The 24,038-nt window shown below is 69.4% G+C and carries 13 protein-coding genes; 11 read left to right on the forward strand and 2 right to left on the reverse strand.

What is annotated here, in order from left to right:
• Positions 1 to 94 precede the first annotated feature (94 nt).
• The 4 genes from ABB22_RS13030 (at position 95) to ABB22_RS13045 (ending at position 9,357) form a co-directional block, all read left to right on the forward strand.
• Entirely contained in the window at positions 95 to 1,786 is a 1,692-nt protein-coding gene (locus ABB22_RS13030; protein ID WP_055771254.1) for an amidohydrolase, read from the forward strand.
• 147 nt (positions 1,787 to 1,933) lie between these two features.
• On the forward strand, positions 1,934 to 4,285 hold the full coding sequence (locus ABB22_RS13035) for a TonB-dependent receptor (RefSeq protein WP_055771253.1): 2,352 nt from the start codon (positions 1,934 to 1,936) through the stop codon (positions 4,283 to 4,285).
• Positions 4,286 to 4,670: 385 nt separating this feature from the next.
• Positions 4,671 to 7,388, forward strand: coding sequence for a TonB-dependent receptor domain-containing protein (locus ABB22_RS13040; protein WP_082443711.1), 2,718 nt, complete (start codon positions 4,671 to 4,673; stop codon positions 7,386 to 7,388).
• A 31-nt stretch (positions 7,389 to 7,419) separates the two neighbouring features.
• Positions 7,420 to 9,357: a S9 family peptidase gene (locus ABB22_RS13045; protein WP_055771248.1), complete on the forward strand. Its 1,938-nt coding sequence runs from the start codon at positions 7,420 to 7,422 to the stop codon at positions 9,355 to 9,357.
• 39 nt (positions 9,358 to 9,396) lie between these two features.
• Here ABB22_RS13045 and ABB22_RS13050 read toward each other — a convergent pair whose 3' ends face one another.
• Both ABB22_RS13050 and gshB read right to left on the reverse strand, forming a co-directional pair.
• Positions 9,397 to 10,287, reverse strand: coding sequence for an energy transducer TonB family protein (locus ABB22_RS13050; RefSeq protein WP_055771246.1), 891 nt, complete (start codon positions 10,285 to 10,287; stop codon positions 9,397 to 9,399).
• A complete protein-coding gene (gshB, locus tag ABB22_RS13055) occupies positions 10,284 to 11,234 on the reverse strand; it encodes a glutathione synthase (protein ID WP_055771243.1) in 951 nt (316 codons plus the stop codon). The genes ABB22_RS13050 and gshB overlap by 4 nt, the downstream gene beginning before the upstream one ends.
• A 249-nt stretch (positions 11,235 to 11,483) precedes the next feature.
• On the opposite strand from gshB, the gene pilG reads away from it, so the two are divergent.
• The 7 genes from pilG to ABB22_RS13090 all read left to right on the forward strand — a co-directional run bounded on the left by pilG (position 11,484) and on the right by ABB22_RS13090 (position 23,355).
• Positions 11,484 to 11,885 (forward strand): twitching motility response regulator PilG, encoded by a 402-nt coding sequence (pilG, locus tag ABB22_RS13060; protein ID WP_054667142.1) that lies wholly within the window; start codon positions 11,484 to 11,486, stop codon positions 11,883 to 11,885.
• 16 nt (positions 11,886 to 11,901) lie between these two features.
• Positions 11,902 to 12,264 carry a response regulator gene (locus ABB22_RS13065; protein ID WP_055771240.1) on the forward strand — a complete coding sequence of 121 codons (363 nt, stop codon included), beginning with the start codon at positions 11,902 to 11,904 and terminating at the stop codon, positions 12,262 to 12,264.
• Positions 12,264 to 12,794 carry a chemotaxis protein CheW gene (locus ABB22_RS13070; RefSeq protein WP_055771237.1) on the forward strand — a complete coding sequence of 177 codons (531 nt, stop codon included), beginning with the start codon at positions 12,264 to 12,266 and terminating at the stop codon, positions 12,792 to 12,794. Before ABB22_RS13065 ends, ABB22_RS13070 begins: the two co-directional genes overlap by 1 nt.
• Positions 12,795 to 12,835: 41 nt before the next feature.
• Positions 12,836 to 14,872: a methyl-accepting chemotaxis protein gene (locus tag ABB22_RS13075; RefSeq protein WP_055771233.1), complete on the forward strand. Its 2,037-nt coding sequence runs from the start codon at positions 12,836 to 12,838 to the stop codon at positions 14,870 to 14,872.
• A gap of 108 nt (positions 14,873 to 14,980) precedes the next feature.
• Positions 14,981 to 21,517, forward strand: coding sequence for a hybrid sensor histidine kinase/response regulator (locus ABB22_RS13080; protein WP_057505264.1), 6,537 nt, complete (start codon positions 14,981 to 14,983; stop codon positions 21,515 to 21,517).
• Positions 21,504 to 22,859 carry a chemotaxis protein CheB gene (locus ABB22_RS13085; RefSeq protein WP_055771227.1) on the forward strand — a complete coding sequence of 452 codons (1,356 nt, stop codon included), beginning with the start codon at positions 21,504 to 21,506 and terminating at the stop codon, positions 22,857 to 22,859. The genes ABB22_RS13080 and ABB22_RS13085 overlap by 14 nt, the downstream gene beginning before the upstream one ends.
• Before the next feature lie 25 nt (positions 22,860 to 22,884).
• Positions 22,885 to 23,355, forward strand: coding sequence for a chemotaxis protein CheW (locus ABB22_RS13090; protein ID WP_055771223.1), 471 nt, complete (start codon positions 22,885 to 22,887; stop codon positions 23,353 to 23,355).
• Positions 23,356 to 24,038 lie beyond the last annotated feature (683 nt).

The raw sequence follows: 24,038 nt of genomic DNA on the forward strand, positions 1-24,038 counted from the left end.
GCCGGCATTGCGGTACATCGATTCCGCGGTTTCGTTGTCACGCCTGGCCGATGGCGGCATAGTCGCCGTTCCCGTTGGCCAGGAGTGTTCCCGCATGCGCCGTACCGCCGCCTGTCTCGCCGTCCTGCTTCCCTGCCTGCATCCGGCACCGGCCTCGGCCGAAGTGCGGGTGCTGCTCGCCGATACCATCCGCACGGGCGATCCACAGCAGCCCACCGCCAGTGCGCTGGCGTGGGACACGGACAACGGCCGTCTTCTCGCGGTGGGCGAACGCGCGGCGGTGCTGCAGCGTTATCCGCAGGCCGCGCGCATCGATGCGGGCAAGGTCGCCGTGGTGCCGGGCCTGATCGATGCGCATGCGCACCTGGTCGGACTTGGCGACACGCTGGCGCAGGCCGACCTCACCGGCGCGCGCAGCCGCGCCGAAGTGGTGGAGCGGTTGAAGGCTTTCGAGAAGACGCTGGCGCCGGGCGAATGGCTGCTCGGCGCGGGCTGGGACCAGAACCGCTGGGACAACACCGCCTTCCCGACGGCGGCCGATCTGGACGCGGCGTTTCCCCAGCGGCCGGTGTACCTGGAGCGCATCGACGGCCATGCCGGGTGGGTGAACGGCGCCGCGCTGCGGATCGCGGAGAAGGCGGGCAAGCCGCTGTCCGGCGACTGGCAGCCCGAGGGCGGGCGCATCCTGCGCGACGTCGCCGGCAAGCCGACCGGCGTGCTGGTGGACGGTGCGGCGTCGCTGGTGGGCGCGCATATCCCGGCGCCGGACGAGGCCGTGCGCGAGAAGCGCCTGCAGGCCGCGGTGCAGCTGGCGGTCAGCAACGGGCTCACCGGCGTTCACGACATGGGCGTTTCGCGCGGCGACCTGGCGGTGATGAAGCGGCTGGCCGACCAGGGCAAGCTGCCGTTGCGCATCGATGCCTACGCCGACGGCAACCACGGCGCGCTCGACGATCTGTGCGCCAACGGCCTGTACACCCATCCGGGCGGGCGCCTGCAGATGCATGGCGTGAAGCTGTTCATGGACGGCGCGCTGGGCAGCCGCGGCGCGGCCCTGCTTGCCGACTACAGCGATGATCCGCACAACCGCGGCCTGCTGATGACCTCGCCGGAGGATTTCGAAGTGGCCGTGCGCAAGGCCGATGGCTGCAATGTGCAGGTCGCCACGCATGCGATCGGCGACCGCGGCAACCGCATCGTGCTCGACACCTACGAGAAGGTCCTGGGCGCGCACAAGGGCAACGACCACCGCTGGCGCGTGGAACATGCGCAGGTGGTGACGCTGCAGGACATCCCGCGTTTCGCCCGGCTGGGCGTGATCGCCTCGATGCAGCCCACCCATGCCACCTCGGACATGGGCTGGGCCGAGCAGCGCGTGGGGCCGGAGCGGATCAAGGGCGCCTATGCGTGGCAGCGCTATCTGCACAGCGGCGCGCGCCTGGCGCTGGGTTCGGACTTTCCGGTCGAACAGGTCGATCCGCGCCTGGGCCTGTACGCGGCGGTGACCCGGCAGGACCGCGATGGCCGGCCGCCGGGCGGCTGGCAGCCGGAGCAGCGCCTGAGCGCGGCCGAGGCCCTGCGCGGCTTCACCAGCGACGCCGCATATGCCGGGCATGACGAGGCCCAGGTCGGCCGACTGCGCAGCGGCATGCGCGCGGACTTCGTGATCTTCGACCGCGATCCGCTCGACGAGAACGCTGGCCGCCTGGACGAACTGAAGGTGCTGTCCACCTGGGTCGACGGCGAACCGGTCTACAAGGCCGCAGCGCCAGCCGACAAGGGCTGACCTTCCCGGCGCCGCGGAGGCCATCGCCCCGCGGCGCTGAAACCATGCTGCAACCTTGGCTGCCCATGCTCTGCGCGCTTCAATCGCGCGCCATCGGGCCAGCCACGGCCGGAGGGCTTCCCCCACGCCAACATCAAGGCGAACTCCATGCAGCTCCGCTCCTGCTCCGGTGCCGTAGACCGCAGCCCATCCCACCGTTTCTTCCCGCGTCGCTCCCCTCTTTCCCGGGCCTGCGCCCTGCTCGTGCTGTCGATGGGCGCCACCGCGGCGATGGCGGAAGAGGCGGCCGACCCGGCCGCGCGCAGCGCCGCCACCGCGCTGGACACGATCACCGTGACTGCGGAGCGCCGCGAGCAGAACCTGCAGGACGTGCCGGTGTCGGTAGGCGTGGTGCAGGGCGAGGCGATGCGCGCCTATACCGAGGGCGGCGACGACACCCTGCTGGCGCTGTCCGGCAAGGTGCCCGGCTTCTACGCCGAGACCACCACCGGCCGCATCTTCCCGCGCTTCTACATCCGCGGCCTGGGCAACATCGACTTCTACCTGGGCGCTTCGCAGCCGGTGTCGATCATCCAGGACGACGTCGTGCTCGAGCATGTGGTGCTCAAGTCCAACCCGGTCTACGACGTGGACCAGGTGGAAGTGCTGCGCGGCCCGCAGGGCTCTCTGTTCGGCCGCAACACCACCGCCGGCATCGTCAAGTTCGACACGGTCAAGCCCGGCGGGGAGTTCAGCGGCCGGGTCAACGCCAGCTACGGCAGCCACGACACCGTGGCGATCGACGGCGGCATCGGCGGGCCGATCAACGACGTGCTGTCCTTCCGCGTATCCACGCTGTACCAGCACCGCGGCGACTGGGTGGACAATACCTACAGCGGCCCCAGCGCCGACGGCACGGTCAGCCCGAGGAACAACGCCATGGGCGGCTACGACGACCGCAACCTGCGCCTGCAGATGCTGTTCAAGCCCAGCGAGCAGTTCTCGCTGCTGGCCTCGGCGCATACCCGCGACTACGACGGCACCTCCACGCTGTTCCTGCGCGGGGCGATGCACAAGGGCTCGAACAAGGTCGACGTGGCGCGCGACAAGGTCGCCTACGACGAAGCCGACAACAACCCGCAGGCGTACCGGACCCACGGCGGCTCGATCAAGGCGGTCTACGATTTCGGCGCGACCACGCTGACCTCGATCAGCGCCTACGAGACCACCTCCGGTTACAGCCGCGGCGATACCGATGGCGGCGCCGCGGCCGACTTCCCGGTCAACGGCGTGCCCAACGGCTATGGCCAGTCGATGGGGCAGGTGCGCGACCTGGGCCAGTTCACCCAGGAGCTGCGCCTGGCCAGCAACACCATCGATCCGTGGTCCTGGCAGGTTGGCGCCTTCTATTTCGATGGGCGCGACACTACCGATTTCTACCAGCGCGCCTGGTTCCTGCAGGGCGCGGCGCGCAACCCGAACAACTGGGTGCGCCTGCGCAACATCAACACATCATGGGCCGGCTTCGGCCAGGTGAGCTGGAAGGCCAGCGATGCGCTGACCCTGACCGCCGGCGTGCGCGCGACCCGGGACGAGAAGAGCACGCGCCTGCTCAAGACCGCCGATACCGCCGCCGGCGTGGTGACCTACAAGGGCCGTCACAACGTGGAGATGTCCGATACCCAGCCCAGCTGGGACCTGAGCGCCATGTACGAGGTCAATCCGGCACTGAGCGTCTACGCGCGCGTGGCGCGCGGCTTCCGCGGGCCGACCATCCAGGGCCGTTCGGCGGTGTTCAATTCCGATTTCACCACCGCCGATTCGGAGACCATCCTGTCTTGGGAGGCGGGCATCAAGAGCAGCCTGTTCGACAACCGCCTGCGCCTGAACGTCAGCGGCTTCACCTATGCGGTCGACGACATCCAGCTCAACGGCAACGATTCCAACGGCAACGGCGTGCTGTTCAACGCCGACAAGGCGCGCGCCTATGGCCTGGAGGCGGACATGGACTGGCGCCCGATCCCGAACCTCTCGCTGAGCGCCGGCCTGAGCCTGCTGCACAGCAAGATCCAGGACAAGCGCGTGTATGCGCAGGTCTGCGCGCTCAACGGCGTGGTCGTGTGCACGGTCAAGGACCCGACCATCAAGATCGGCAGCAACGTCTACGCGCAGATCGACGGCAACCCGCTGCCGAACGCGCCGAAGTACAACCTCAACCTCGCCGCGCGCTACGACATCCCGGTGGGCGACGACGGTGCGGTGTTCCTCGCCACCGACTGGAACAGACAGGGCCGGACCCAGTTCGTCCTGTACAGCACCGACGAGTTCCATTCCAACGGCAACTTCGAGGGCGGCCTGCGGGTCGGCTACAGCGGCGGTTATGGTGCGTGGGAAGTGGCGGCATTCGCGCGCAACATCACCAACGAGAAGAACCTCAAGGGCGTGATCGAGAACTACATGGCGGCGGTGTACAACGAGCCGCGCATCGTCGGCGTGTCGTTCAACTACAACTGGCGCTGAGCCGGTCGCGACCAGCCTTTCCGCCCCTATCGCGGGCGGGAAGGCTGGCGCGGTTCCGGGCCGGAATCCACAACGCCGGCGAGGTTGCGGAAGAAACGATCCGCTCGCCGTGTCCTTGTCGAGTGTGATGTATTCCACAATGCGGGCGAGAGGGTGGGGTTCGAGTACGGAGCCGCGTGGAATGCGCGGCACCTTGCGGAGCAAGCGTTTCTGCGCGCTTTTGGCGTCGCTGCACGGGCGCTTCGATCGTTGGTGGTTTCTTGTTTCACCGGAAAGAAAATTCGTCTTTCCGTAGACGGTACTCATTGTTCGTTTGCGAGTTGGCACTGTCTGCGCGCCCCCAGCCGGGCGTCCCCCAGCCATCGCGAATTCGAGTAACGAACACATGCGCAAGCCACTCCCGCTTCATCCCCTGACGTTGTGCGTCCTGGCGACATTGGCCGCCTCGGCCAGCGTCCATGCCCAGAGCAAGGACGAAGGCAGCGACCGGAAAGTCAGCGATCTCGCCGCGGTCAGCGTGTCCGCCTCGCGCATCGACCGCCCCGACCTGGTGGCGCCGACGCCGACCCTGCCCATCACCGCCGAAGAGTTGATGCTGGATTCGCGCACCAACATCGGCGCGGCGCTCAACGATCTGCCGCAGTTCCGCGCCACCAGCTCGCCGCAGACCACCGGCTCCAACACCGGCGCGGGCAACGCGCCGGTCGACCTGCGCGGCCTGGGCATCTCGCGCACCCTGGTGCTGCAGGATGGCCGCCGCATCTCCAGCGACAACGACCTGAACACGATCCCGTCGATCGTCGTCAAGAGCGTCGACGTGGTGACCGGCGGCGCCTCCGCGGCGTGGGGTTCGGGAGCGGTCGGTGGCGTGGTCAACATCAGCCTCGACCACGACTTCGTCGGCTTCAAGGCCGGCGCACAGGCCGGGCAGTCGACCTACGACGATGCGAAGGAAAAGCGTTTCGAGGCCGCCTGGGGAACCGACTTCGCCGACGGGCGCGGCCATTTCCTGGTCGGTGGCGAGTTCCTCGACAACGACGGCATCGTGCCGCGCAGTTCGCGCAGCCGCGCCGGCCGCTGGTCGACATTGTCGAACGGCACGCAGCTTGAGTTGATGCCCGATGTGGGCTTTTCCGATGCGGCATACGGTGGCCTGATCCTGCCGCGGAAGCTGCCCGGCGGTGCCAAGGATACGTCTGCACTGGCGGGCAAGGCGTTCAATCCTGATGGTTCGCTGCGCGACTTCCAGTACGGCCGCGTTGTCGGTGCGCTGATGAGCGGTGGCGAGGGCCCCTCCAACGACGACTACAGCCCGCTCAGCGCGCCGCAGAAGCGATACTCGGCGCTGGCCAGCGGCCGTTACGATCTGAACGACGATGTGCGCCTGACCGCCGAAGTGCGTCACTCGCGGATGTTCAACAACTACATATGGTTCGGCGACCACAACCGCGGGGACGGTTTCACCGTCAAGATCGACAACGCTTTCCTGCCGCAGCAGGTACGCGATGCGATGCTGGCCGAAGGGCGTGAGACGATTAACATCGGCCGCTTCAACAACGACATCAACTATCCGCACATCGATTTCGAACGCAGGACCACCCAGGCCACCCTGGCGCTGGACGGCTACGCGGGCGACTGGCGCTGGAGCGCCTACTACAGCCATGGCGAGGCCGAAGCCAACTTCGACACCCCGGGGTTCATCCTGCGCGACGCCTGGGCCAACGCGGTCGATTCGGTGATCGATCCGGCCACCGGCAAGCCGGTCTGCCGCGTCAGCCTGGGCAATCCGGCGGTGCATTGCGTGCCGATCAACGTGTTCGGCGAAGGCGCTCCGTCGCAGGAGGCCATCGACTACGTGACGGGTACCCCGCAGCAGCGCGCCAAGACCACGCTGGACGTGTTCGGCGCCAGCCTGCGCGGCGAGCCCTGGGAGCTGCCGGCCGGCGCGGTCTCGGTCGCGTTCGGCGTGGAAGGGCGGCACGAGGCGATCGACCAGCGCGTCGGCGAGCTGGACGCGGCCAAGGCGTTCCGGTCGTTCAACTTCAGCGCCATGAAGGGCTCCTTCAACGTCAAGGAGGCCTTCGGCGAAGTGCTGGTGCCGCTGGTCAAGGACGTGCCGGGCCTGAACAACCTGGCCCTGAGCGCCGCCGCGCGCATCTCCGACTACAACACCACCGGCTCGATCTGGTCCTGGAAACTCGGCCTCACCAACGAGTTCTTCGACGGCTTCCGTGGCCGCATCGCCCGTTCGCGCGACATCCGCTCGGCCAACCTGAGCGAGCTGTTCACCACGACGACGACCGGCTGGAGCTATGTCACCGATCCGACCAACAACCAGACCGTCTATGCATTGAGCAACGGCGGCGGCAACCCCGATCTGAAGCCGGAAACCGCCGATACCCTGACCGCCGGCCTGAGCTGGTCGCCGAAGAGCGTGGATGGGCTGGATTTCTCGGTCGACTATTTCAACATCGACATCAAGGACGTGATCACCACGATCGGCCTGCAGGACATCCTCGCCCGCTGCGCGGCCGGCAACGCGGCGCTGTGCGCGCGCGTGGAACGCGACGCCGGCGGCAACATCGTCCGCATCGTTTCCAGCTACACCAACCTGTCCCAGTACAAGACCGATGGCGTGGACCTGGAAGCCTCGTACCGCCGCGACGCCAGCCTGTTCGGCGTCTCCGGGCGCCTGCGCTTTCGCACCCTGGCGACCTGGGTCAACCGCATGAGCACCGACGACGGCGTCAAGAGCATGGAGTACGTCGGTTCGCAGGGCTATGCCTTCGGCCTCGGCGTGCCGAGGTGGCGTGCGGTCAGCAGCGTGGCGTTCGACAGCGAGGCCTTCTCGGTCAACGCGCGCGCGCGCTACATCTCGGCCGGCGATTACGACCGCAACCAGAACATCGTCAACAACCACATCGCCAGCTACACCTACGTCGACCTCGGCGGCGCCTACCGCCTGGGCCGCTCCGGGCAGGTGGAGCTGTATGCGAACGCCAACAACGTCTTCAACAAGAAGGCGCCGATCGCCTCGACGTTCTCGCCGTACTACGACGTCATGGGCGCCTACTACACCGCCGGCGTGCGGGTGAAGTTCTGATCGTCGATCCGCGCAACGCACAGGAACAGACATGGCAAGAGCACTGAACACCCTCCTGGCCGCCGCGCTCGTCGCGGCGGCCCACACCGCCGCGGCCGCCGTCTCCATCCCCGGCGCGGTGACCGCCGACGGCGTCGCGCCGATCCCGGAGGCCACCGCCCGCGATACCCGTCCCTACCTGGAGTTCCGCCGCGCCAGTTTCCTCGGCTGGGACGCCACCGGCCGCACCGCGCTGGTCAAGACCCGCTTCGGCAACACCGACCAGCTGCACACGGTGGCCGGCCCGGGCGCGGCACGGACCCAGCTCAGCTTCGAGGCCGAGCCGGTGCCGTTCGCCAGCCAGGCGCCGGGAGGCGGCCCGCTGGTGATCCAGAAGGACGTCGGCGGCAACGAGTTCTACCAGTTGTACCGGCTGGACAATGGAGCCCTGGAGCTGCTGACCGACGGCAAGTCGCGCAACTGGTTCGGCAGCTGGAGCCGCGATGGCCGCCTGCTCGGCTATGCGTCCTCGCGCCGCAACGGCGCCGACATGGACCTGTACGTGCTCGATCCGCGCACGCCCGGCAGCGACCGGATGGTGGCGCAGGTCAGCGGCGGCGGCTGGAACATCTCCGATTTCTCGGCCGACGGACGCAGGGCGCTGGCGATCAACCGTATCTCGATCAACCACGCCGTGGTCGCCGAGATCGACCTGGACAAGGGCGGGCTGCGGGTGCTGACGCCGAAGAAGGGCGTGGCGTCCTACGGCGATGCCCACTATGCCGCCGACGGCCAGATCTGGGTGCTGTCCAACCGCGATTCGGATTTCGTCCGCCTCGGCAAGCTCGATCCGCGCAATGGCGCGTTCAGGGCGGTCAGCCGCGAGCCGCGCTGGGACGTCACCGACTACGTGGTCAGCGCCGACGACAGCATGGTCGCCTATGCGATCAACGAGGCCGGCGTTTCGCGCCTGCGCATCGGCGACGGCACGGGCGGCGCGATGCGCACCGTCGAGGGGCTGCCCGATGGCGTGCTGGACTGGAGTTTCGGCAGGCTGCTGCAGCTGTCCGCGACCGGCCAGATCGGCCTGAGCATGTCCTCGGCGCGGGTGCCGGGCGACGTCTATTCGGTCGATCCGAAGACCCTGGCGGTCAAGCGCTGGACCTGGAGCGAGGCCGGCGGCCTGGACCTGGAGCGCAACCGTGAGCCGGAACTGGTGGAAGTGACCAGCTTCGACGGCGAGAAGGTCTCCGGCTTCCTCTACCGCCCCGATCCCGCCCGCTTCCCCGGCAAGCGCCCGCTGATCATGGACATCCATGGCGGCCCGGAAGGGCAGAGCCGGCCGGGCTTCCTGGGGGCCGACAATTACCTGGTCAACGAACTGGGCGTGGCCCTGTTCCTGCCCAATGTGCGCGGTTCCTCCGGTTACGGCGCCCGTTTCCTGGACCTGGACAACGGCCCCTGGAAGCGCGAGGACTCGGTCAAGGACGTGGGCGCGTTCATCGACGCGCTGGCGGGCGACCAGCAGCTGGATGCGGCGCGCTTCGCGGTCTATGGCTTCAGCTATGGCGGCTACATGTGCTACGCCTCGGCGGTGCATTACAGCGACCGCCTGCGTTCGGCCAGCTGCGCCGTCGCCATCTCCGATTTCGTCACCTTCCTGGAGAACACCCAGGCCTACCGCCGCGATCTGCGCCGGGTCGAGTACGGCGACGAGCGCGACCCGGCGCAGCGCGCCAGGCTGGCGGAGATATCGCCGCTGCGCAATGTCGGGAAGATCCGCATTCCGCTGATGGTCGCCGCCGGCGGCAACGATCCGCGGGTGCCGGCCTCCGAGGCCGAGCAGATCGTCAAGGCGCTGCGCGGGCAGGGCGGTGAAGCCTGGCACGTGCTGGCGCACAACGAGGGCCACGGCTTCAACAAGCGCGAGAACCGCGACTACATCTTCTGGGCCGGGATCGAGTTCTGGAAGAAGACGCTGCTGGACTGAGCATGGCCCCGGGTGCCGGCCGCTGCCGGCGCCCGGGGATCAGCGATCGTCGTGCAGTTGCCCGCCGGGCAGGAACACCCAGGTGCGGGTGACCTGCAGAATGTCGATGTCGTCGCTGGTGCGGGGCAGGGGCGGGAACGGCTGCGCCAGTTCCACCACCCGCAGCGCGGCGGCGTCCAGCAGCGGCGTGCCGCTGCTGCGCAGGATGCGGCTGCTTTCCACGCTGCCGTCGCGGCGCACGCCGACGGTGATCACCACTTGGCCGCCGAGACGGCGCTGGCGGGCTTCGTCGGGGTAGTTCAGGTTGCCGACGCGCTCGGCGCGGTCCACCCAGGCGCGCAGGTAGTTGGCGTAGGCGTATTCGCGGGTGCTGGCCGAGACGAACTTGCGGTTCGGGCGTTTGGCGTACTGCTCCGAGCGCAGGTGCACCTCGGCGGCCAGCCGCGCCATCTCCGCATCGCGCTGCTCGCGCGCCGTCATCGGGGCATTGATGTCGGGGCGCTCGGGCACGGGCTGCGGCTGCGCCGCGGCGAGGACCTGTTCGCCCTGCGTGCTGCTGACCACGCGCGCCTGCGGCGGCGGAGGTTCCGCCGCGTCCTGGCGCTGCATCGGCACCGGCGCCAGGCCGTCGTCGGGCTGCGGCACGATGCCGGCCTGGCTGTCGCGCGGACGCTGCGGCGTGTCGTGGTCGCCGCCGCCCTGCTGGTTGGCCTGGGCCAGGAAATCGGCCTGCTTCGGCGTCAGCGGCGTACTGGTCTGGCTGAAGATCACGTCCAGCGTCGGCACCAGTGGTGCGTTGCCGCCGACCGCGAAGCCCACGCCCAGGATCAGCACGCCGTGCACCAGCAGCGAGAGCGTCAGCGTGGCGCCCAGCCGTTGCGGCTCGGTGACCCGTGCCGGCGGCGGCAGGGCATCGGCGGATGCGCTCATCGCGGCAGGCCGGCCTCGAGTGCGTCGAACAGCTGGCCGGCGATGTTCAGCCCGAACTGGGCGTCGAGTTCGCGGGCGCAGGTCGGGCTGGTGACATTGACCTCGGTGAGGTAGTCACCGATCACGTCCAGGCCGACGAAGCGCATGCCGCGGCGCTTCATCTCCGGGCCGACCTGGGCGGCGATCCAGCGGTCGCGCTCGCTCAGCGGACGGCCTTCGCCGCGGCCGCCGGCGGCGAGGTTGCCGCGGAATTCGTCGCCCTGCGGGATGCGCGCCAGGCAGTAGTCCACCGGCTCACCGTCGATCAGCAGGATGCGCTTGTCGCCGGCGCTGATGTCGGGGATGAAGCGCTGCGCCAGCGCCAGCCGGCGGCCGCCGTCGGTGAGCGTTTCCAGGATGACGTTGAGGTTCGGATCGCCGGTGCCGCTGCGGAAGATCGAGCGCCCGCCCATGCCGTCCAGCGGCTTGAGCACGACCTGCCCGTGTTCGTGGGCGAAGGCTTTCAGCGCGGCGTTGCTGCGGCTGACCAGGGTCGGCGGGCAGCATTGCGGGAACAGCAGCGCGGCCAGTTTCTCGTTGTAGTCGCGCAGCCCCTGCGGGTCGTTGACCACGCAGGCGCCGGCCGCCTGGGCCACCGACAGCACCTGGGTGTCGTAGAGGAACTCGCCGTCGAACGGCGGATCCTTGCGCATCAGCACGATCTGGCCGGGGCCGAACGCGGTGCGGACGTAGCCGCCCAGGGTGAACCAGCCGGCCGGGTCGTCGCGCACCTGCAGCGGCGCGGTCTCGGCCACGGCGGTGCCGCCTTCCAGCGCCAGCCCGCCGGGGCGCACGTAATGCAGGCGATGGCCGCGCCGCTGGGCTTCCAGCAGCATGGCGAAGGTGGTGTCCTTGGCGATCTTGATTTGGGCGATGGGGTCCATCACCACGATGACGTCCAGCATGATCCACGGCCTTTCGGGTCAAGCGGCGATGGTAGCGTCCCGGCGCGACGGGCGCCCAGCGCCATGTGCGGTCCGGAGCGTTGCGGGGGCTGAATGGCCCCGCGCAACGACTGCGATGGGGTTCACACTGCGCGCGGCGCCGCCCCCGCAACGACGACAGCTCTTGACAGTTCGCGGCAGGGCTGGGATATAGACCGCTTTCGCAGCAGCGCCACATTCAGATGGCGCGCTGCGCGCCCGGGGAATATCGCAATGGTTGAAAACATGGCTGCGGGTGGGGAACTCGCAGGGCTGAAGGTGATGGTCATCGATGATTCGAAGACCATCCGGCGTACCGCCGAGACACTGCTCAAGCGCGAAGGCTGCGAGGTCGTGACCGCGACCGACGGTTTCGAGGCACTGGCCAAGATCGCCGACCAGCAGCCGCAGATCATCTTCGTCGACATCATGATGCCGCGCCTGGACGGCTACCAGACCTGCGCGCTGATCAAGGGCAACCAGCTCTTCAAGTCCACGCCGGTGATCATGCTGTCCTCCAAGGACGGCCTGTTCGACAAGGCGCGCGGGCGCATCGTCGGCTCCGAGCAGTATCTGACCAAGCCATTCACCCGCGAAGAACTGCTGGGCGCCATCCGCACATACGTCAACGCCTGACCAGGGGGTAAGGCACATGGCTCGAATCCTGTTGATCGAGGACTCACCGACCGACCGGGCGGTGTTCACGCAGTGGCTGGAAAAGGCCGGGCACGAGGTGCTCGCCACCGACAATGCCGAGGACGGCCTGCAGATGGCGCGCAGCCAGGCGCCGCAACTGGTGCTGATGGACGTGGTGCTGCCGGGCATGAGCGGCTTCCAGGCCACCCGCGCGCTGTCGCGCGACGAGGCCACCCGCGGCATTCCGGTGCTGATCGTCAGCACCAAGAGCATGGAGACCGACATGGCCTGGGGCATGCGCCAGGGCGCGTCGGATTACGTGGTGAAGCCGCCGCGCGAGGACGACCTGATCGCGCGGATCAACAAACTGGTGGGTTGATGCGATCTCCCTTCGACATCCTCGAGGCTTACGAGCAGCGCAGCCTGGCGCACGCGGTACAGCTGCCGGAGCGGCACTTCTCCACCGACGTGTGGCGCGGCGTCGGCTACCGCATCGGCGGCCGACGCCTGGTATCCGATTTCCGCGAGGTGGTCGAGATCGTGCCGATGCCGCCGGTCACGCCGGTGCCCGGCGCGCAGCCGTGGCTGCTGGGCGTGGGCAACCTGCGCGGCAACCTGTTCCCGGTGGTGGACCTGAAGTACTTCCTGGAAGGGCAGCGCACCGTCCAGCAGGAAGGCCACCGCGTGCTGATCATGCGCCAGACCGGCGGCGACGTCGCCATCAGCATCGACGAACTCTACGGACAGCGCAGCTTCGAACTGTCCACCCAGGTCCCGGCCGGCGACATCGCCCAGGGCCGCTACGCCCATTTCGTCGAGCATGCCTTCAACGATGGCGGCCACGACTGGGGCGTGTTCTCGCTTTCCCTGCTGTCGCGCACGCCTGAATTCCGGCAGGCCGCCGCCTGAGTGCGGGCCCGCCTTTCCGTATTGGATACCGAGGTCGAAACATGAGTACTGCTCCGGACGCCGCCAAGACCGGCAAGCTTGGCAACGTGGGTACCAATTTCTGGCTGGGCCTGCTGGTACTGTCGATGATCGTGTTCGGCGCCAACACCGGCGTCGCGACCTGGCAGGGCAGCCGCCTGGCAGGCGCGGGCACCGGCGCGGCCGACCTGCAGGTGCTGTCGCAGCAGCTGGCCAACCAGGGCCGCGAGGCGGTGGCGGGCAACCGCGAGGCCTACGCCGCGTTCAAGGACACCCGTGCCAAGGTCGACCGCACCGTGGGCGAGCTGAAGAGCCGCTTCGGCGAGGAAGCCGGCGTGGCCGCACCGCTGCGCCAGCTGGTCGAGACCTGGCAGCCGCTGTCCAAGAACGCCGAACAGATCGTGGCCAGCGAGCCCGCCGTCCTGGCGCTGGCCGGCAACGCCGACAGCTTCGTCGGCGCGGTGCCGCAGCTGCAGGCACAGCTGAACGAAGTGGTGCGCGCGATGACCGCCGGCGGCGCCCAGTCCACGCAGATCTACAACGGCCTGCAGCAGGTCGTGGTGGTCGGCTCCATGGCCCGCCGCGTCACCGAAATCCGTGCTGGCGGCCCCGGCGCCAGCGGTGCCGGCGATGCGCTGGCGCGCGACATGACCGTGTTCACCCAGGTGCTCGAAGGCCTGCGCAGCGGCAACGAAGAGCTGGGCATCGCCGCGGTGCGCAACCCCAACGCGCAGGTGGCGCTGGAGCAGTCGACCACCCAGTGGACCAAGATGAAGAAGGACGCCGACGCGATCCTGGCCAGCTCGCGCAACCTGTTCGCCGCGCAGTCCTCGGCCGCGGCGCTGGCCAGCGGCTCGGACCGCATGCTGGACAACAGCCGCAAGCTGTTCGATGCCTTCTCCGCATTCGGTTCCACCCGCGACACCCGCATCTTCCCGAACTTCTGGTGGAGCGTGGTGTTCGGCGCGCTGTCGGTGCTGTCGATCATCGGCTTCGTGTGGAGCACGGTGCGCAGCCGGTCGCGCGAACAGGAACTGCGCTACCAGACCCAGGTGGAATTCAACAGCCGCAACCAGCAGGCGATCATGCGGCTGCTGGACGAAATCAGCTCGCTGGGCGAAGGCGACCTGACGGTCAAGGCCTCGGTGACCGAGGACATGACCGGCGCCATCGCCGACGCCATCAACTACGCCGTGGACGAACTGCGGCACCTGGTGACCACGATCAACGACATCTCCAGCAAGGTGGCGGTGTCGGCGCAGGAAACCCAGGCCACGGCCATGCAGCTGGCCGAAGCAGCCGGCCACCAGGCCGACGAGATCACCAGCGCCTCGGACCGCATCGGCGAGATCGCGACCTCCATCGAGCAGGTGTCGCGCAACTCCAGCGAGTCGGCCGAAGTGGCGCAGCGCTCGGTGGTCATCGCCACCGAGGGCGCCGGCGTGGTGCGCCAGACCATCCAGGGCATGGACCAGATCCGCGACCAGATCCAGGAAACCTCCAAGCGCATCAAGCGCCTGGGCGAGTCCTCGCAGGAAATCGGCTCGATCGTGGAACTGATCAACGACATTTCCGAGCAGACCAACATCCTGGCGTTGAACGCGGCGGTGCAGGCGGCATCGGCCGGCGAGGCGGGCCGCGGCTTCGCGGTCGTGGCCGACGAAGTGCAGCGGCTGGCAGAACGCACCTCCGGCGCGACCCGCCGGATCGAAGGCCTGGTGCAGGCCATCCAGGCCGATACCAACGAAGCGGTGACCTCGATGGAGCAGACCACCGCCGAAGTGGTGTCGGGTGCGCGCCTGGCCGAGGACGCCGGTACCGCGCTGACCGAAATCGAACGCGTGTCCAACGCGCTCAACACCTTGATCAAGAACATCTCCATCGCCGCACACCAGCAGGCCGCCGCCGCTACCGACATCACCCAGACCATGGGCGTGATCCGGCAGATCACCGGCCAGACCTCGCAGGGTGCCGGGCAGACCGCCGATTCGCTTGGACAGCTCAACCAGCTGGCCGCGGACCTGCGCCGTTCGGTGGCCGACTTCAAGCTGCCGGCCTGAACCGGTTGAACGGGCGGGGATGGAAAGGAACCAGCAGATGATGTGTCGTCATACCGCAGAGCAGGGCCGCCCGGACGGCATGCGAACGATGCTGCACGGGGGAGTGCGATGAGTACCTTGCGCGATGCGATGAGCCACGCGGCGCTGGGCTGGGTCAAGCCCGAGCTGGACGAGACCCTGCGCCAGGCGCGCAGCGAGATCGAGTACTTCGTCGAGGACCCGGCCGACACCAGCCGCATGCGCTTCTGCGCCGGCTACCTGCACCAGGTGCAGGGCACGCTGCGCATGGTCGAGCTGTATGCCCCGGCGATGGTGGCCGAGGAACTGGAACTGCTGGCCGACGCCGTGCGCGATGGCGCCGTGCCGGACCGCGACGAGGCCTGCGCCACCCTGATGCGCGGCACCGTGCTGCTGCCCGACTACCTGGAGCGCCTGCAGAACGGCCACCGCGACATTCCGATCGTGCTGCTGCCGCTGCTCAACGAGATCCGCGCCGCGCGCGCCGCCGAGGGCATCAACGAAGGCGTGCTGCTGGCCTTCGACCCGGAAGCGGGCAAGGCCAGCGAGGCCGAACTGGAACACGCGCGCGGCAGCCTGCAGGGACGCAACCGCGAACTGCTGGACACTGTCGGCAACGCGGTGAAGGAAGAACTGCTGCGCATCAAGGATGCGCTGGACCTGCACGTGCGCCTGGGCGGCGCGACCGCCGACCTGCAGGCCCAGGTCAACGAACTGGGCGCCGTGTCCGACACGCTGGGCGTGATGGGACTGGGCGTGGCCCGCGGCGTGGTCGCGCAGCAGCGCGACGCGCTGCGCGAAGTGGTGGATGGCAGCCGTCCCATGGACGACAACCTGCTGCTCGACATCGCCGGCGCGCTGCTTTACGTCGACGCCTCGCTGGACGACCAGGTCGCCTACCTCGGCGCCACCCTGGAGGGCGACGAGGATCCGGCCGCGGTGGAGACCCGGCGCACGGTCGAGGTGCTGGCGCACGAGGCCATCGCCAATTTCGCGGCCGCGCGCGAGGCCTTCGTCGCCTTCATCGAGACCAACTGGGAGCACGCGCGCCTGCAGGACGTGCCGCGCCTGCTGGACGAGGTTTCCGGCGCGCTGCGCATGCTCGATCTGCAGGCGCCGGCGGACTACATGAACGGCATCCGCCAGTACATCGGCGTCGAACTGATCGGGCGCAGGCGCATTCCCGGCGGGCGCCAGCTGGACACGCTGGCCGATGCCATGGCCAGCCTCGAGTACTACCTCGAAGCGCTGCGCGAGCGGCGCCCGGGCCGCGAGGAAATCCTGGACATCACCCGCAGCAGCCTGGAGGCGCTGCGCTATTGGCCGGTGCCCGTGGCAGGTGCGCAGGAGGAGGCCGCTCCGGCGATGTCGGAGACGGTCGCGGCGTTTGCCGTGGAGGAAGCCCCGGACCTGCGGGAAACGCAGGACGTCGCGCCCTCCGTCGACGACGCGCGGCAGCCGTCCGCCGCGCCTGTGGTACAGGAAGCCGCCGCCGCGCCCTTCGCGCCGCCGGCCCGGCCGCTGGTGTTCGGCGACGCCATCCATGCGTTCACGGCGCCGGCTTCGCCGGTAGCGGCCACCGAGCCACCGCCGCTGCCGCCGTTGGATGCCGCTTCTGATTTCCCGGCGTTCGATCCGGTGGCTGCCGAAGGTCTGTCCGTCGCGACGGAAGGCGATGCCCCGACCGTCGCGCCGCTGGACTTCGATGCCGGCTTCGAGCCGGCGCCGGGCACGACGCCCGGCGCTGGCCTGCCGCAGGCGGATCACCTGGCTTCCAGCGGATTCCTGGCCTTCGACCCGATCGCCGCGGAAGCGGAAACGGCGTCGCATACGGACATCGTGCTGGAGCCTTTCGTCGCCGATGCCGGCGAAGATACCGCCGAGGCGCATACCGGGTCCCACGAATTCCTTGCCTTCGACCCGGTCAGTGCCGAGCCATGGGCGCCGGTCGAGGAAGCATCCGCAGCGGGCGGCGCCGATGCGCTGCTGCCCATCGATGCATCGTCGTTCGAATTCACTCCCGAGGAGCCGGTTGCCGAGCCGGTCATGGTGGACGCGGCGCCCACCGACGCCGCCACGTCGGAAGCCGAAGCTCCGGCCGTCGCAGGCCCGGCCGGCGAGGCGCCCGCGGCGGACAGCGAAATGGCGGCCTTCATGGCCGAACTGGACAAGGCCGCCGCCTCCTTCGATCCTCTCGCGGCCCCGGTCGACGCGGCGCCTGCCGTGCCGGCACCGGCCGAAACGGCTGTCCCTCCCGCACAGGCCGGCGAAGGCCTGGACGGCGGCTTCGACAACGATGCCGAGCAGATCGACCAGGACATCCGCGATGTCTTCATCGAAGAGTTCGACGAAGAGCTGCTGAACCTGGGCCGCCTGCTGCCGGCATGGCGCGCCGCGCCGGACAGCGTGGAACGCCTGCGCCCGGTGCGGCGCGTGTTCCATACGCTCAAGGGCAGCGGCCGCCTGGTCGGCGCGCGCACGCTGGGCGAGTTCAGCTGGAAGATCGAGAGCATGCTCAACCGCGTGCTCGACGGCAGCCGTCCGGCAAGCCCGGCGGTGGTGGCCCTGGTCAACCAGGCCTATGAGGTGTTGCCGCAGTTCAATGCCGCCCTGCGCGACAACGGCCGCATCCATGCCGATGTGCCGGGCCTGCAGGACATCGCCGACCGCGTCGCCGCCGGCGAGGAGGCCTTTTATGTCGCTGGCGCCGGCGTGGCGCCCGCTGCGCCCCCGGCCGCCGCACCGGTGGCCGCGACTCCTGCCGCCAGCGGTACGCCGGCTTCGGTGGACAGCGTGCTGCGCGAGATCCTTGAAGCCGAAGTGGGCCAGCACCTGGCCACGGTCGAGGCCTGGCTGTCGCAGTCGCGCCCCGAGCCGCAGCCGGTGAGCGAGGAACTGCTGCGCGCCGTACACACCATGAGCGGCGCCTTCGCGATGACCGAGGTGCCGGAGATCACCGCGGTGACCGCGCCGGTCGAGTCGTTCGTGAAGCGCTCGCTCGCCAACGCGGTGGTCCCGTCTGCCGACGGCGTCTCCGCGCTGGGCGAGGCCGCCATCGCCGTGGCCACCACCATCACCGCGCTGCAGGCGCCGTCGCCGCTGATCCCGTCGTTCGCACCGCTGGCCGCGCGCCTGCAGGCGCTGGCCGATGCCTTGCCGGAGGTGCAGTGGCCGCCGCAGGTGCACGAGGGGATCGACGACGAAGACCTGGCGGCCGTGCCAGCGCCCGCCGCCGACGCGGAACCGGCCCCGGCATCGCTGCCGGTGGCCGGGGAACTGGCCGGCATCGGCGACCTTTCCGCCTATTTCGATCCCGCGCTGCTGGAGGCCTCGTTCGCCGGCCTGCCGGCTCAGGACGCCGCCGATCATCCGCCGGTGGAAGCCGAAGCGCCTGCTGCCGGCAGCGAAGCGCCGGCCGAGGTGTCGGTCTTCGACTGGCCGGCCGAGCCGGAAAGCGAAGCGCAGCCGGAAGTCCCGGGCCTGCCGCACGATGCGCTGGATACGCACCCGGCGCCGGGCGGATCGATGGACGACGCCGGAACCGCTCCGTCGCTGGACAGCATCGCGCCGGAAGAATACGCGGGCACCGAACTGGTGGCCGAGCCGGTGATGGAAGAAGCGCCGGCCGACGTCGAGACCGTCGAGGGGGCGTTGGACGAGGTGCCGGTCGCGGTATCCGTCGAGGAACCGGAGCCTTCCGGACAGCCGCAGGTGGACGATGCCGGTGCCGCGCAGGCGCCTGCAATCGAGGAAGCACTGGCTGGCGATGCCGGCGCCGTGTCCGATGACCTGAATGCCGCACCGGTCGTGGAAGAAACGGTCGCTCCGGACGAGCTGATGCCGGAAGTTGCCGAAGCAGCTGCCGGGCATGAGGGAACGGTCGAAGTCGCCGTCGAGACCGCAGAAGACGAAACTGTCGCCGAATCCGAATCCGAATCCGAATCCGAATCCGAATCCGAATCCGAAGCCGAAGCCGAAGCCGAAGCCGAAGCCGAAGCCGAAGTACCGGTCGCCGAGGCGCCGGTCGAACTGGCGCCGCTGACCACGCCGGTGCAGGAAGCCGCGGCTCCCGCGGCCGCCGCCGAAGCGGCTGCCTTCGATGCCGGCCCGCTCGACTTCGACGACCTCGACCGCGAACTGGTCGATATCTTCGTCGAGGAAGGCAAGGACCTGCTCGACCACTGCGACCGGCTCATCAGCGAACTGCGTTCGGCGCCGGAAGACCGCGAACTGCTGGCCGGGCTGCAGCGCGACCTGCACACGCTCAAGGGCGGCGCGCGCATGGCCGGCATCAACGCCATCGGCGACCTTGGCCACGGCATCGAATCGCTGCTGGAAGCAGTGGCGGCCAGTCGCACCGAGATCGGCCGCGGCGACGTGCAGCTGCTGGAGCGCGGTTTCGACCGCCTGCACCAGTTGCTGATCCGTACCGGCGCGCACCGCGCGGTGCAGATGCCGGCCGATCTCATCGAGGCGTTCGAAACCCGCACCGCTGGTCGCGCCGAAGCGCTGGAAGCGGCGATGGTCATGCCGGACGCCGCGACGCAGCTGGCGGAACCGGTCGAATCGACGCCGGTCGCCGAAGCGGAAACGTTGCCGGAACCGGAAGCGACGGTCACCGATGTGGCGCCGCTGTCGGCGGCAGAGGCCGGCGACGCTGCCGCCTTGGACGTTCCGTCCGCCATGGAAGCGGCTTACGCCGCCGATACGCGGGCCAGCGAACCGCAGACGCTGGCGCCTGCCGGAATCGCCGCCGAGCCCTTGTCGGCACCGGTGGTCGAAGCGCAGGCCGTCGACGAGGAAGGCGCGACCCGTACCCAGGAACAGGTGCGCGTCCGCGCCGACCTGCTCGACCGCCTGGTCAACCACGCAGGTGAAGTCGCGATCTACCGCTCGCGCCTGGAACAGCAGCTGGGCGCGTTCCGCAGCGCCATGGGCGAGCTGGACCGCACCAACGCCCGTCTGCGCGACCAGCTGCGCCGCCTGGACCTCGAGACCGAGGCGCAGATCGTCGCCCGCTACCGCCGCGAGCAGGAGCAGGCCGACCAGGCGTTCGATCCGCTGGAGCTGGACCGCTTCTCCACGCTGCAGCAGCTCAGCCGCGCGTTGAACGAATCGGCGGCCGACCTTGGCGGCCTGCAGGGCGTGCTCGACGACCTGTCGCGCAATTACGACGCCCTGCTGCAGCAGCAGTCGCGCGTCAGCTCGGAACTGCAGGACGGCCTGATGCGCGCGCGCATGGTGCCGTTCGACGGCCTGGTGCCGCGCCTGCGCCGCGTGGTGCGGCAAGCCGCGCACGACATCGACAAGCAGGTGCACCTGAACCTGGAAGGTACGCACGGCGAACTCGACCGCAACGTGCTCGACCGCATGGTCGCGCCGTTGGAGCACATGCTGCGCAACTCCGTAGCCCACGGTCTGGAGACGCCGGAACAGCGCGTCGCCGCCGGCAAGCCCGAGGAAGGCAGCATCACCCTGCGCCTGCGCCGCGAAGGTTCGGAAATCGTGCTGGAAGTGGCCGACGACGGCGCCGGCCTGGACCGCGAGGCGATCCGCCGCCGCGGTGAGCAGCGCGGCCTGATCCAGCCCGGCGAACAGCTCGACGACGCGCAGCTGGACAACCTCATCTTCGCCTCCGGCTTCAGCACCAGCGAGCAGGTCAGCCAGCTCGCCGGCCGCGGCGTGGGCATGGACGTGGTGCGCAACGAAGTCCGCCAGCTCGGTGGCTCGGTGGACATCCACTCGGTCCGCGGTCAGGGCGTCACCTTCACCCTGCGCCTGCCGCAGACGCTGGCCGTCACCCAGGCCGTGTTCGTGCGCATCGGCGAGACCACCTTCGCCGTGCCGGTGGCCTCGGTCAGCGGCATCGGCCGCATCGCCCGCGAGCGCTTCGAGTCCGGCGAGGGCGGTTACCACTACAACGGTGAGGATTTCGCGCTGCACGACCTCGGCACGCTGGTCGGGCAGGCCGCGGCCAAGGCCGAAGGCCAGCCGCAGATCCCGCTGCTGCTGGTGCGCGCGGGCGACCTGCGCGCCGCCGTGGCGATCGACCAGGTGCTGGGCAACCGCGAAATCGTGGTCAAGCCGGTGGGCCTGCAGATCGCCTCGGTGCCGGGCATCTACGGCGCCACCATCACCGGTGAAGGCAACGTGGTGGTGATCCTGGACGTGGCGCCGCTGGTGCGCCGCCACCTGTCGCAGCCGCAGCAGCCGGTGGAAGTCGCCGCGATCGGCCAGCAGCGCCATGTGCCGCTGGTGATGGTGGTGGACGACTCGCTGACCATGCGCAAGGTCACCGGCCGCGTGCTGGAACGCCACAACTTCGAGGTGGTGGTTGCGCGCGATGGCGTCGAGGCGCTGGAACGGCTGGAGGAGCGCGTACCGGACCTGATGCTGCTGGACATCGAGATGCCGCGCATGGATGGCTACGAACTGGCCACCGCGATGCGCGCCGACCCGCGCTACAGGGAGGTGCCGATCGTGATGATCACCTCGCGCAGCGGCGACAAGCACCGCCAGCGCGCATTCGAGATCGGCGTGCAGCGCTATCTCGGCAAGCCGTACCAGGAGCTGGATCTGATGCGCAATGTCTATGACCTGCTGGGGATCGCCCGTGTCCGCGAGTGACCGCTCCGCCACCAGGCCGGTCGCCCTGCTGGCGCGGCCCGGCGCGGCCCGCGAGCGCCTGAGGGAAGCGGTGCTCGCCGCTGGCGGCGCGCTGGTGCTGGAAGAGGATCCGGGCGCGCTGGACCCGGCCGCGCTGCAGGCCGTCGGGCCGGCGATGGTGCTGGTGGCGCTGGAGCCGGCGGTGGAGGACGCGCTGGAACGCCTGGCCCCGGCGCTGGAAGCGCCGCAGCTGGAGTTGATGTTCGAGGAGGCCGAGCTGGCCGCGCGCCGCGAAGGCTGGGACGCGCAGCGCTGGACGCGCCACCTTGCCGCCAAGCTGCAGGGCCACGACCAGGTGATGCCGCCGGGACAGGAAGAAGAAGCGCTGCCGCTGATCGAGCCGGGCATGCCGGAGCGCCCGGACGAGCGTCATGCCGACGCGCCGCTGCAGTTCCATGTCGACGAGGCCGTGCTGCACATCGACGAGGTGCCGGCCGACACGCTGTATGCGCCGCCGGCCGCCGTCGACCGTCCCGAAGTGCTGAGCTTCGAGGAATTGATGGCCATGGCACCGTCCAGGCCGGCGCCCGAGGCCGTACCGGTGCTGCCCCCCGAACTGCCGCCGCTGGCGGACACCGCGGAGCCGGCCGTGGCCGCTCCCGCCCCTTTGCCCGGCAGCTTCCACAGCTGGTCGCTGCTCGAGGACGAGGCCTATGCCGCGCCGTCGCCGGTGGCAGCACCGGAGGTGGACGGCGCGCCGCAAAGGGACGCGGCCGACGCCATCGGTACCGGCGCGCTGGGCGCGCTGTCGCTGGTCGAACTGGAATCGGCGGCCGATGCCCCCGCCCAGGGCGCGTTGCTGCTGCTGGCCGGCATCGGCGGACCGGATGCGGTGCGTCGCCTGTTGAGCGCGCTGCCGGACGATTATCCGCTGCCGGTGCTGGTGCAGATGCGCCTGGACGGCGGCCGCTACGCCAATCTGGTCAAGCAGATGTCGCGCGTGGCCATGTTGCCGGTCGCCCTGGCCGAAGCGGGGCAGGCGCTGGAAGGCGGCAATGTCTATGTGCTGCAGGATGGTGTCGGGGTGGTGGCGCAGGCCGGTGGGCTGCGTTTCGCCGACGAGCCGGCGCCGGTGCTGCCGGCGTTGCCGGTGGAGCGCTCGGCGGTGGTGATGCTCAGTGGCGCCGATCCGTCGCTGGTGCCGGCGGCGCTGGAATTCGCCGGGCGCGGCGGCTGGGTGGCCGGGCAGAGCGGCGATGGCTGCTACGACCCGGAAGCGGCCAGCCAGCTGGCCGTGGCCGGCCATCCGGCCGGTCCGCCCGAATACCTCGCCGGCGAGCTCGTCCAGCGCAGCTTCGACTGAGCCGCACACGATCAAGGAATCGACCATGAGTTATGCAAGCAACGATGAAGTCCGTGGCGTCCTGATCCAGGCCGGCGCCGAACGCGTGCTGCTGCCCAACGCCACCGTCGCCGAAATGATGTCGCGGGTGACCGTGGAACCCATCGAGGGCGCGCCCGACTGGCTGGCCGGCTATATCGCCTGGCAGGGCTGGGAGGTGCCGCTGCTGTCCTATGCCCGCTTCAGCGGTGGCGACGAAACCGTCGCCGGCAGCAACAAGGTGGTGGTGCTCAAGGCGCTGGGCGGCAACCCGGAGATGCCGTACTTCGCGCTGCTGACCCAGTCCTTCCCGCAGCTGATCGCGGTTCCCCGCGACGGCCTGCTGGCCGACGCCTCCGAGGAAAGCCTGCCGCAGGGCGTGCACATGCGCGTGCTGCTGGGCGAGCAGAGCGCGCTGCTGCCGGACCTGGACGCGATCGAAAGCGCGGTGCTCGCCGCGCTGGCCGCTGTGGTCTGAGCCTTGTCGGGACGGGAACGCCGGCATGGCGCCCGTCGAATAGAAATGCAGCCCCGGCAATGACGCCGCTGGATGTCTGCGGCCGTCATTGTCCTGACTATCGTGGTGTGCAACTGGCCCCTTGGGTCGAGACCGCTGGCCCTTTTCATCGACCCGGTCGGGGTCGATCTGTTCGTGGCGATCATGGGCGCGCAGCCCAGGCGCCATATGTGGCCGTTGCGGTGCCGGCTGCATGGAGCGTACGTGCTGGCCATTGTCCGGGCGGCCTCTGCGGTGGTGATCTTCTTTCAGGATTCCGCAGCCCCTTGCCTGGATCAAAGGCCCCCGCGGCGCTTGCCTGCATGTGGCTGCGGGCGAATCGTTCTCTAGCGCCTCCGCGCCGTAGCGCCGGGCAGAGCCTGGTCAGGTTTGCGCGGTAATGCCCCAGCGGGGCGTTGCCCCGCTCTACAAGGGGATGAAGCGCTGCGGCCCTGTAGCGCCGGGCGGCGCCCGGCGGGGCTTGCGCGGTGATGCGGCAGCGGGGCGTTGTCCCGCTCTACAAGAGGATGGAACGCTGTGGCCCTGTAGCGCCGGGCAGCGCCCGACGGGGCTTGCGCGGTGATGCGGCAGCGGGGCGTTGTCCCGCTCTACAAGAGGATGGAGCGCTGTGGCCCTGTAGCGCCGGGCAACGCCCGGCGGGGCTT

Origin of the sequence: Stenotrophomonas nitritireducens (assembly GCF_001431425.1) — a bacterium.
Classification (GTDB): domain Bacteria; phylum Pseudomonadota; class Gammaproteobacteria; order Xanthomonadales; family Xanthomonadaceae; genus Stenotrophomonas; species Stenotrophomonas nitritireducens.